Here is an 11,083-nt window from a genome sequence, read left to right on the forward strand (position 1 = left end):
GTTCGACCGCAAGGTAAAAAAGGAGCCGTATGGCTCCTTTTTGGTATCTTGATCCCAAAGTGAAAGATCGTTAGAATCGTCGCTCCTTTGGGGAGTAGCCTCTTGTGCTAACAAGATAAACGTCAACATAATTGAAGCAAAATCTTCATGGCGTTTATGACTCACATCAATCCTACTAGTGAGTTTGGCGAGACCATTGGTAAACCAGCATGAACCGGGGTGGGGCGTGTTAGTTTGCCTATGGTTCAGATTTATCCTCACCCCCAAGAGCATGTCGTGAGCGTCTTAGCTGTTTCTATTACTACTGTTGCCTTGGCTGAAATTGGCGATAAAACCCAGTTGCTATCCTTATTATTGGCCAGTCGCTACCGTAAACCGATCCCTATCATTTTAGCTATTTTCTTTGCCACCATTGCCAATCATGCTCTCGCAGCATGGCTCGGTGTGGTGGTCGCAGATTACCTCACTCCTGAGGTACTCAAGTGGGTACTGGTGATTAGTTTTGTGCTGATGGCGGGATGGATTCTGATCCCGGATAAGCTGGATGATGATGAATCAATTTCGAATCGAGGCCCTTTTGTTGCCAGCTTTATCGCTTTCTTTGTGGCAGAGATTGGTGACAAAACACAAGTGGCAACGACCATGCTGGGGGCTAAATATCATGATACGCTGCTGTGGGTGATCCTCGGTACGACGATAGGGATGTTGTTGGCTAATGTGCCTGTCGTCTTGATTGGGAAGCTGTCCGCAGATCGGATGCCATTGGGGATGATCCGTAAAGTAACTGCCGCATTATTTTTCGGATTGGCAGTGGCTGCGGGTATTGGTTTGTAAGAGCAATGCGGTGTTTCATGTGAAACATCCTGCGCCGTCACATCACGTTAAGAATGACGTTTTAGCGATGGAAAGTGTGAGGCTGATGACAGCATGTTCAGAGGGGGCATGCTATGGTGTAACCTACATCGGTGAACGGTTGTGGAGGAGGGGTTATGGACCGTTTTCTTGCAATATCGCCTCAAAGCCAATGTCGGCTGTTTAGTCTTGCTCTGGCGCTCAATATACTGGGTATGATGCTGACAGATATGTGGCTGCCAATGGTCGTTGGCGCGTTAGTGACGACGTATTTATCGGTTGATGCTTGGGTTCGGGTCCGGTATGTGATCCCGATGAAAAAAGAGATCCGTGAGTTGCGTCATGAGCTAGTCGCCGCTCAGCGTCTGTTACGGGAAGAAGCTTTTCGGGATTAGATTATCTCGGCATCAATACGACATTTGAACATACAAAAGGCAGCTCGTTGAGCTGCCTTTTTTAATGTGCGCCTTTCTTGATCAGATAGCGATAAGGCAGGCTGTCGGTGTCTGCTGCGACCAAGGTATGATCCATAAAGCGGCAGAAGCTCGGAATATCGCGGGTGGTTGACGGATCATCAGCCGTTACCAGTAATGTATCGCCGTCGGCCATTTTCCTTACCGTTTTGCGCACCATCATCACTGGCTCAGGGCAACGAAGTCCTTCCGCTTCCAAGCTGTGGGTGGGGTTATCAAAAATTGCAGTCATAGTCTCTACATCTTTGTTGCGAAGCCTGTGATCATACTTATGGGTAAGAATTAATCAATAAGGGTTGGCAAATGAAGGTAAAAAGGGTAACGTATTTAACAAGTCATTAACGTTATCTTTCTGACGGATTAGGAGGAATTATGTTAACGCAGCTTGACCGTCTTACCATATACAGTGTGCTGTGCTTCATTACGTTTTGTTCATTGATGCTTCGCTCACCTAATGACATCAGTTTATTTGCGCTTGGGGGCTTAATTGCTGCCGCGCTGGGGCTCTGGTTTGAGCTTACTCATTCGCCTGATCTCGAAGAAGAGAACTAAGTTAATAATCAACAACACCTCACCAGTTTTCTTGGGCTTCCCCGCTTATATAGCGGGATTTTTTTTATTTGTCGCGACATAATTGCTCACCATGTTGGTGAAGATAGGTTAAGTATGGAGCTCGAAGAGGTATATCGTCGGGATTTGAATTTGCTGGTGGCGCTTAAGGTGTTGCTTGAAGAAGGCAGTGTCAGTAAGGCCGCGATCCGGCTTAACCTGAGCCAGTCGGCCATGAGCCGGGTATTGGGGCGGCTGCGGGACTTATTAGGGGATCCGTTGTTTACCCGTCAGGGACAGCGATTATTACCCACTCAGCGCGCATTGGAACTTAATGAGTTGCTTAATGAGCCGCTTGAGTCCATGCGCACGTTGCTGACGCCGAATGATTTTCAGCCACAGCAATGCCAGCAGCGGTTTGTCATTGCGACCACCGATTATGCGATGCAAACGATATTGCCTTTTGCTTTACCGAGGATCTACAGCGAGGCCCCTTGCATTTCGCTGGAGTTTTCACCTCTGCAGCATGATCATTTGCTGGCTCAGTTGACCTCAGATGGCTGTGATATGGCGATTTGTCGCCCGACGGGTCCGGTTGAGCCTCTCTGTTCTGATCATCTTGGTCGGGTGAGTGTGTTCTGTATGCTCTCTAAACACCATCCGCTGGCAGATAGTGAATTAACCCTGCAAGACTATCTTACTTATCCCCATGCGATGATTGCGATCAGTGATGGAGTGAAGGCGCTGATTGATGAGGCGTTAAGAGGTTACCCAGAACGTAAGATGGCATTACGGGCTTATCACCTTGAAGCGGCGTTAGCGATTGTTGAGACGATGCCGTTGATCATTACAGTGCCTGCCGATCTGGCTTATTTGGTAGCAGAAACTCATGACTTGGTGGTGAAACCGTTACCGTTTGAGTTTAAGCCGTTTGATTATTCGTTGATCTGGCATCCTCGTTGCGAACATTCGGCTTCACAGATCTGGTTGCGCCAGCTCATTAAAGAAGAATGTGGCAAGTTGATTGATAAACGGGTGCATGATCTGGGATTAATTTAGTTTAGCTCTGAACACGAATAAAGTGATAAAAAAGGCCAGCATAGTGCTGGCCAAGGTAGTCTAACTCTCTGCTTTATCACAGCAGAGGAGAAGTCACTTCGTTATTCAATTCGGATGATTACAGTTTGATCACTACACGACCGGTGATTTGGCCGTTAGTGATGGCTTCGGCACACTCTGCAATCTCTTCCAGTGATACTTCGCGACAAGCTTGTTCAAAGTAGCTGGTTGGTAGCAGTTCACCCAGACGTTGCCATGCGTGCTGGCGTTTTTCAAATGGGCACATTACGGAATCGATACCCAGTAGTTTTACGTTACGCAGGATGAATGGCATAACGGTTGTTGGCAGATCAAAACCACCCGCCAAGCCACAAGCGGCAACGGCACCGTCGTAATCGACTTGTGATAATACGCGTGCCAGCATGTTGCTACCGACGGTATCGATCGCGCCGGCCCATAATTGCTTATCCAATGGACGTGCTGGTTCCGCAAATTCACTACGTTCAATGACTCGGGTTGCGCCCAGCGATTTTAGTAGCTCGCCATTTTCAGCGATACGACCCGTGACGGCGACAACGTTATAGCCAAGTTGAGATAGCAAGGTCACCGCGACAGAGCCGACACCACCACTGGCACCTGTCACTAATACTTCACCCGATTCAGGTTTGACGCCCGCATCAACCAAGGCTTGTACACACAGCATTGCTGTGATCCCGGCGGTACCAATCATCATGGTCTGTTTGCCATTAAGATTGCTTGGTAGAGGGACTAGCCAGTCAGCTTTTAGGCGGGCTTTTTCAGCCATGCCACCCCAGTGACCTTCACCCACGCCCCAGCCAGTAAGTACCACTTTATCACCGACGTGGTAGCGAGCATCTGCCGATTCAGCCACGGTACCTGTCAGGTCGATACCTGGCACCATCGGGAACTGGCGCACGATACGGCCTTTACCTGTGATGGCCAGGCCATCTTTATAGTTCAGGGATGAATAATCGACATCAATTAGCACTTCACCTTCTGGCAGTTGGCTTTCATCAAGCTGCTCAATGGATACGATGGTTTTTTTATCTTCTTGGTTTAGTACCAGTGCTTTAAACATAGGGATGCTCCGAATTAATCAATCGTATTGGATTGCTAATGAGTGTAGTGCTGAAATAACTATGAATATAATGAAACTTAATCATTTTATGTATGTGTTTTATGCATAGTAAAAGAATGCGAAAAAAAAGCCCACCGAAGTGGGCTTTTGCTCGGTATTACTAGGGAGGGTTATTCTACGCGTTCAAATACCGTGGCGATCCCTTGGCCCAATCCAATACACATGGTGGCGAGACCAAATTGGACATCACGCTGTTCCATCAGGTTAACTAAGGTGGTGGCGATCCGTGCACCAGAGCACCCAAGAGGATGACCGAGTGCAATGGCCCCGCCGTTGAGGTTAACCTTTTCTTCTATGCTCTCCAGTAAGCCGAGATCTTTGGCGCAAGGCAGAGACTGAGCGGCAAAAGCCTCATTCAGTTCAACCAAACCGATATCACTGATGTTCAGTCCTGCGCGTTTGAGGGCTTTTTGGCTAGCCGGTACCGGACCATACCCCATAATTGAAGGATCGCAGCCAGTAATCGCCATCGCCTTGACTCGTGCCCGAATAGTCAGGCCAAGTGCTTTGGCTTTGTTTTCATTCATGATTAGCATCGCTGATGCCCCGTCAGAGAGAGCCGAAGAGCTTCCGGCTGTGACGGTACCGTTGACAGGATCAAATACCGGGCGCAGTGCCGCGAGAGACTGGGCTGTGGTTTCTGGGCGGATCACCTCATCATGTATCAGTTGGATTAAGCGGCCATCAGTGTCATGGCCTTCCGTGGGCAGGATTTCATTGTTAAAGCGGCCTTCAAGCGTAGCGGCATGGGCACGTTGGTGAGAACGGGCGGCAAAGCTATCTTGCATCTCTCGGCTAATCCCGTGCATTCGTCCCAGCATTTCGGCGGTGAGCCCCATCATACCGGCTGCTTTGGCGACGGACTTGGACAGGCCGGGATGGAAATCCACACCATGGTTCATCGGGACATGGCCCATATGCTCAACCCCACCAATAATGCAGGTCTCGGCATCACCAACCATAATGGCACGGGTGGCATCATGGAGTGCTTGCATGGAAGAGCCGCACAGGCGGTTGACGGTGGTCGCTCCGACACTGTGTGGGAGTCCTGCTAGCAAGGCAGCATTACGGCCAATATTGAATCCTTGCTCCAGAGTCTGCTGTACACACCCCCAGTAAATATCTTCAATACTAGTCGGCTCGATTTGTGGGTTGCGGCTCAGTAGCCCTTTCATTAGATGGGCTGAGAGATCTTCGGCACGGGTATTGCGAAAGGCACCGCCTTTTGAACGGCCCATCGGGGTACGGATACAATCAACAATAACTACATTATTCATTTTTTAATTCCTCATCCTTAAGCCGAGATCACAGAGAGGCTGCGGGGTAATAAAGTTCGCCTTTTGCTGCTTTCTCCCGCAGTCCGGCAGGGGCTTGATAGACGGCACCAAGATGGGCATAGCTATCCGCTAATGCAACATAGTTGGTGAGGCCAAGGGTATCTAAGTAGCGGAACACGCCGCCCCTGAATGGCGGGAAGCCGAGACCATAAACCAGTGCCATATCGGCTTCTGCCGGGCTGGCAATGATCCCTTCTTCTAGGCAACGTACCACTTCGTTGATCATCGGTATCATCATTCTGGCGATAATGGTCTCTGCGTCATAGGCGGCGGCATTGCTCTGGATAGGGGTGAGCAGATCGTTGATATCTGGGTCATTTACTTTCTTCGGTTTACCCTTGCGGTCAAGGACGTAGGTATAGAAGCCCTTACCATTTTTCTGACCGTAGCGGTTATTTTCAAACAACACGTCAACTGCGTCTTTGTAGTCTTTGCCCATTCGTTCCGGGAAACCTTCCGCCATGACCGCTTGAGCGTGGTGGGCGGTATCGATACCCACAACATCCAGTAGGTAAGCGGGACCCATAGGCCAGCCAAATTGTTTCTCCATTACCTTATCAATGTGGCCAAAGTCAGCGCCGTCGCGTAGCAACAGGCTGAACCCCGCAAAGTAGGGGAAGAGGACGCGATTGACAAAAAAGCCAGGGCAGTCATTCACGACAATCGGTGATTTCCCCATTTTTGCGGCATAGGCGACAACTCGGTTAATGGTTTCTTCAGAGGTTTTTTCGCCACGGATTATTTCGACCAGCGGCATGCGGTGTACCGGATTGAAGAAATGCATGCCGCAGAATTGCTCGGGACGCAGAAGTGATTGTGCCAGTAAGTTAATCGGGATGGTCGACGTGTTTGAGGTGATCACCGTATTGTCACTGACTTTTGATTCGACTTCAGTGAGTACAGCGGCTTTGATTTTTGGGTTTTCAACCACGGCTTCAACGATAACATCGACATCCTCCGCTCCCGCATAGTGCAAACTAGGTGTGATCCCGGCCAACACGTTAGCCATTTTAAAACCGTCGATACGCCCGCGCTCAAGCTGTTTATTGAGTAGCTTGGCGGCTTCTCCCATTCCGAGTTCTAATGAGGCGTCATTAATATCTTTCATGATCACCGGAACCCCTTTGAGGGCTGATTGGTAAGCGATCCCGCCACCCATAATTCCTGCCCCTAATACCATTCCTTTTTGGGCTGGTGCGCCAATTTTAGCGGCTTTCTTTGCTAGCCCTTTGATGTATTGATCATTGAGGAAAATCCCAATGAGCGACTTGGCAACATCGGTTTTAGCTAGGGTGACAAAATGTTTGCTTTCGATAGCCAGTGCTTCGTCCCGATGGCATCGCGCTGCTGCTTCGATAGTTTTTACTGCTGTGATTGGTGCTGGGTAGTGAGGACCGGCAATTTTAGTGACCATGCCTTTAGCGGTGGTGAAACACATGGTGGCTTCAATTTGGTTCAGGGCTAGCGGGGCTTTTTTTTGGGCTCGACGAACCTGCCAGTTGAGTCTACCAGCAATGGCATCTTGCAGCATCGCGATAGCGGCAGGTCGGAGTTGCTCCGGTGTGACAACTGCATCGACCAGACCTAGTTTCAGTGCATCAGCGGCTTTTTTATCTTTGCCGGCGGTAATGATCTCCATTGCCGAATCGGCCCCGATCAGGCGAGGGAGGCGGACCGTGCCTCCGAATCCTGGCATGATCCCCAATTTTGTTTCTGGTAGACCAATACGGGTTTGAGTATCGGCTAAGCGAAAATCAGTAGCCAACACAGATTCACACCCACCACCTAATGCATAGCCATTAATGGCTGATAACGTGGGAACCGGGAGATCTTCTAATTTATTGAAGATACTGTTGGCATAGGTAAGCCAGTCGGCCAGTTCATTGGCAGGTTTAGCAAATAAGCCCATGAATTCTTTTATGTCAGCGCCAACAATAAAAGCCTCTTTACTGGAGGTGAGTAATAGGCCTTTTAGATCGCTAAGATGATACAGCGCGTTAAGTGCTTCATTGAGACTCTCTAGAGTACTAGTATCGAGTTTGTTTATAGGGCCTGAAGCATCGAGGTTGAGTTCGGCAATACCATCTTCTAGATAGCGGACGGATAGGGTTTCACCTTGGTAAATCATGTTCTATCTCCATGAGTTCCGGTCTGTGCCGGATTTGATTTAACTGGTTTGACCTGTCAGTAGGTAAATAATAGTGTGAACCTGTTATGCAACTATTACAACACTAATTTAAAACATTTATTTAACCTTTAAAGGTGGGTTTTGTGAGGTAACAGACTGGGTTTTATGTAACTGACGGAATTGTTGGGTTTTTTTGTGTTATGCGATGTCGGGCAAATGTAATTAATTTTTTGCTGTTGTTAACCTTGCACTCTGGTGTTTTTTGGTTGTCGATCGTAAATGGCTTATCTGCGATATCGCGTTGCAGAATTTATTTAATCGGAGGAGCGATAGATATGAGGGCTGGGAGGCTCTCTTTTGGTTATTCAGGGTGACCGGAGAAGAGAAGCAGAGCTGATGGAGGATGTGATATCCTGTATCCATTACACTTTTTTGGGTGCCATTGTAAGTCATGACGACCACCGAGCCTTACCTTATTCCAGCTCAAGGGGCGATCTTTGAGGAAGAAATAAAAAAAAGTCGCTTTATTACTTATCTCGCGCATACCCCTAATGTTGAAGCGGCAAAAGCCTTTGTTCAGCAGATCAAGGAAAAGCATCATGATGCACGCCATAACTGTTGGGCCTTTGTCGCAGGGCGACCGGAGGACTCGATGAAGTGGGGATTCAGTGATGATGGTGAGCCATCGGGAACGGCAGGCAAGCCGATTTTGGCCCAGTTGACTGGCTCGGGAGTGGGAGAGCTGACCGCGGTCGTGACGCGCTATTCGGGAGGGATCAAATTAGGCACGGGTGGGTTGGTGAAAGCTTATGGCGGAGGAGTACAACAGGCGTTAACTGTGCTGCAAACCAAAGAAAAGATAATAACTGCGGAACTGGTATTGTGCTGCGAGTATAATCAAGTTTCGCTGGTTGAGACTTTATTGGCTGAGCTTGCTGGGAAGCAACTCAGTGCTGACTATGGAACCCAGGTAACTATGTGTATAGAACTTGACTGTCGCTTGGAGACCGAATTCTGTGCCAAATTAACCAATCGAAGTGGTGGTCAGATCGACGCATCCCGTCGAACCGTCGATGTATCGTGATCCCCTATGTGTTTTTTAAGGATGAGAGCCGAATAAGGCCATGCAATTTCGTTCTATAATCAGAATAGTCGGGCTATTGCTCGCGCTGTTTAGTGTCACTATGCTGGCACCGGCTTTCGTGGCCCTTTTATATCGTGATGGTGCAGGCTTTCCGTTTGTCGTCACCTTCTTTTTGTTATTTGCTGGTGGGGCGTTATTGTGGGCGCCAAATCGTCATCATCGACGTGAATTAAAAGCGCGAGATGGCTTTCTTATCGTAGTGCTATTTTGGACGGTTATTGGCAGTGCGGGTGCCGTGCCGTTTATTTTAGCTGAGACCCCTGATTTATCGGTTACCGATTCATTCTTTGAGTCGTTTTCGGCGCTTACAACCACCGGAGCAACGGTCATCGTTGGCTTGGATTATTTACCTAAAGCCATTTTGTTTTATCGTCAAATGTTGCAATGGTTTGGTGGTATGGGGATCATCGTTTTAGCGGTAGCTATTTTACCTGTGCTTGGTATCGGGGGGATGCAGCTTTATCGAGCCGAAATTCCAGGGCCAGTGAAAGACAGCAAAATGACGCCACGTATTGCCGAGACAGCGAAAGCGTTGTGGTATATCTATCTGACCCTGACGATCAGTTGTGCAGTCGCATTCTGGTTGGCTGGAATGTCGGCTTTCGATGCCATTTCCCACAGTTTCTCAACGGTCGCGATTGGCGGGTTTTCGACTCATGATGCCAGCATAGGGTATTTTGATAGCCCGACTATTAATATGATCACCGTGGTTTTCTTATTAATCTCTGCGTGTAATTTTTCATTGCATTTTGCGGCATTTGCCAATGGTGGCATACATCTTCGAAGTTATTGGCGAGACCCAGAATTTAGGGCATTTTTGGCTTCGCAGCTTATCCTTTTACTGATTTGTTTTGGGATGCTACTTCAGCATCATTCGTATGATTCATATTTTGATGCGTTTGATCAGGCGATATTTCAGACAGTATCGATCTCCACGACTGCTGGTTTTACCACGACGAATTTTTCAGAGTGGCCGCTGTTTCTTCCGGTACTACTGCTTTTTTCCTCTTTTGTCGGTGGATGTGCAGGGTCGACTGGTGGTGGTATCAAGGTGATCCGAATGTTGTTGTTGTTTCTGCAAGGTGTCAGAGAGCTAAAACGCCTAGTGCACCCTCGGGCTGTTTATACCATTAAAGTGGGTGATAAGGCGTTACCACAGCGGGTTGTTGATGCGGTTTGGGGCTTTTTTTCTGCCTATGCGTTGGTCTTTGTGATTTGCATGTTGGCGTTGATCGCCACTGGGCTGGATGAGCTGACAGCATTTTCCGCGGTTGCTGCTACATTGAATAATCTTGGTCCGGGTCTGGGAGAAGTCGCTGTCCATTTTGGGGAGATTAATGATCCGGCAAAGTGGGTGTTGGTGATTGCGATGCTATTTGGCCGACTAGAAGTTTTTACACTGTTAGTGTTATTTACCCCGACATTCTGGCGCAACTAAATATCATCAGCTCTATATAAAGGAGAGGAAGCGTGGAAAAAGTATTATTGCTGCACTCGAGCACAGATGGTCAGACCATCAAAATTATGGCTCATATAAAAGCAGAGTTAGGGCCAGACTGCGAATGCACATTACAAGACTTAAATACGCTGCCAGCTATTAATTGGCAGCAATATGATCGAGTGTTAATTGGTGCATCGGTGCGTTATGGGCATTTGAGTAAAAAACTGTATCAATTCATCACTGCAAATCTGGAACAATTGAACCAGCATAAGGTGGCATTCTTCTGTGTGAACCTAACTGCGCGTAAAGAAGGGAAAAACACGCCAGAGACGAGTGCGTATATGAAGAAGTTTCGGATGAAGTCGCCTTGGCTGCCTAAGCTACAGGCTGTTTTTGCCGGTGCATTGCATTATCCGCGTTATGGTTGGTTCGATCGCATGATGATTCAGTTGATTATGCGCATTACAGGAGGTGAAACCGATACTACAAAAGAAGTGGAATATACAGATTGGAGTAAAGTCACAGAGTTTGCCGCCCAGTTTAGACGGTTTTAAGCATAACATTTGATGCTTTCGTGTCTTTTTTGTTCGAACGAACGATTTTGCCTGTTTATTTAGTAAATCACACTTGCCAATGTGATCGAACTCTCTATAATGCGACCTCACTGATACGGACAGCGGCGCTAGCCGGTGACGTAAGTCAGTATTGTTCTTTAACAATTTGACCATGCAATCTGTGTGGGCACTCGTGAAATGATAGTCAACAAAAGAATTATCAATGAAACTGAGTGACCAATACAAAATGGCGTATCTATTTATAGAGAAGTTATTTTGGCACAGTCAATTCGTTCATTACTTTGGTAATGAACAAACAGTATTTCATTGAGCCGCTATTTATAGCAGCAAACACTTTTAATTGAAGAGTTTGATCATGGCTCAGAT

11 protein-coding genes and 1 riboswitch are annotated in these 11,083 nt (G+C 47.8%); of the genes, 7 read left to right on the top strand and 4 right to left on the bottom strand.

From position 1 onward, the window contains the following. Nucleotides 1–84 precede the first annotated feature (84 nt). A riboswitch (yybP-ykoY riboswitch) is annotated at nt 85–186 on the top strand. Nucleotides 187–276: 90 nt separating this feature from the next. Together L4D12_RS17725 and L4D12_RS17730 are read left to right on the top strand one after the other, a co-directional pair. Further along, nucleotides 277–834 (top strand): TMEM165/GDT1 family protein, encoded by a 558-nt coding sequence (locus L4D12_RS17725; protein ID WP_428449161.1) that lies wholly within the window; start codon nt 277–279, stop codon nt 832–834. Nucleotides 835–989: 155 nt separating this feature from the next. After that, nucleotides 990–1,247, top strand: coding sequence for a hypothetical protein (locus L4D12_RS17730; RefSeq protein WP_428449162.1), 258 nt, complete (start codon nt 990–992; stop codon nt 1,245–1,247). Nucleotides 1,248–1,308: 61 nt separating this feature from the next. Here the strand turns inward: L4D12_RS17730 and tusA are convergent, their stop codons facing one another. Beyond that, nucleotides 1,309–1,557, bottom strand: coding sequence for a sulfurtransferase TusA (gene tusA, locus L4D12_RS17735; RefSeq protein ID WP_428449163.1), 249 nt, complete (start codon nt 1,555–1,557; stop codon nt 1,309–1,311). 140 nt (nt 1,558–1,697) lie between these two features. Between tusA and L4D12_RS17740 the strand changes: the two genes are divergently transcribed. Together L4D12_RS17740 and L4D12_RS17745 are read left to right on the top strand one after the other, a co-directional pair. After that, nucleotides 1,698–1,877 carry a hypothetical protein gene (locus tag L4D12_RS17740; protein WP_428449164.1) on the top strand — a complete coding sequence of 60 codons (180 nt, stop codon included), beginning with the start codon at nt 1,698–1,700 and terminating at the stop codon, nt 1,875–1,877. A gap of 114 nt (nt 1,878–1,991) precedes the next feature. Continuing rightward, nucleotides 1,992–2,933 (top strand): LysR family transcriptional regulator, encoded by a 942-nt coding sequence (locus L4D12_RS17745; protein ID WP_428449165.1) that lies wholly within the window; start codon nt 1,992–1,994, stop codon nt 2,931–2,933. 118 nt (nt 2,934–3,051) lie between these two features. Here the strand turns inward: L4D12_RS17745 and acuI are convergent, their stop codons facing one another. The 3 genes from acuI to fadB form a co-directional block, all read right to left on the bottom strand. Next, nucleotides 3,052–4,032, bottom strand: a complete 981-nt coding sequence (acuI, locus tag L4D12_RS17750; protein ID WP_428449166.1) for an acrylyl-CoA reductase (NADPH) — start codon at nt 4,030–4,032, stop codon at nt 3,052–3,054. 170 nt (nt 4,033–4,202) lie between these two features. Further along, nucleotides 4,203–5,369, bottom strand: coding sequence for an acetyl-CoA C-acyltransferase FadA (fadA, locus tag L4D12_RS17755; RefSeq protein WP_428449167.1), 1,167 nt, complete (start codon nt 5,367–5,369; stop codon nt 4,203–4,205). A 28-nt stretch (nt 5,370–5,397) separates the two neighbouring features. After that, a complete protein-coding gene (gene fadB / locus L4D12_RS17760; RefSeq protein ID WP_428449168.1) occupies nt 5,398–7,557 on the bottom strand; it encodes a fatty acid oxidation complex subunit alpha FadB in 2,160 nt (719 codons plus the stop codon). A gap of 451 nt (nt 7,558–8,008) precedes the next feature. Here fadB and L4D12_RS17765 point away from each other — a divergent pair, with 451 nt between their 5' ends. The 3 genes from L4D12_RS17765 to hemG are packed head-to-tail and all read left to right on the top strand — an operon-like array spanning nt 8,009 to nt 10,696. Continuing rightward, complete coding sequence (locus tag L4D12_RS17765) at nt 8,009–8,641, top strand: YigZ family protein (RefSeq protein ID WP_428449169.1); 633 nt, start codon at nt 8,009–8,011, stop codon at nt 8,639–8,641. 40 nt (nt 8,642–8,681) lie between these two features. Further along, the gene (locus L4D12_RS17770) at nt 8,682–10,139 is read left to right on the top strand and encodes a TrkH family potassium uptake protein (RefSeq protein ID WP_428449170.1); all 1,458 of its coding nucleotides are present in this window, start codon (nt 8,682–8,684) and stop codon (nt 10,137–10,139) included. Between the two features lie 32 nt (nt 10,140–10,171). Beyond that, nucleotides 10,172–10,696: a menaquinone-dependent protoporphyrinogen IX dehydrogenase gene (hemG, locus tag L4D12_RS17775; RefSeq protein WP_428449171.1), complete on the top strand. Its 525-nt coding sequence runs from the start codon at nt 10,172–10,174 to the stop codon at nt 10,694–10,696. Nucleotides 10,697–11,083 lie beyond the last annotated feature (387 nt).

The organism is Photobacterium nomapromontoriensis (assembly GCF_050336815.1).
Classification (GTDB): domain Bacteria; phylum Pseudomonadota; class Gammaproteobacteria; order Enterobacterales; family Vibrionaceae; genus Photobacterium; species Photobacterium nomapromontoriensis.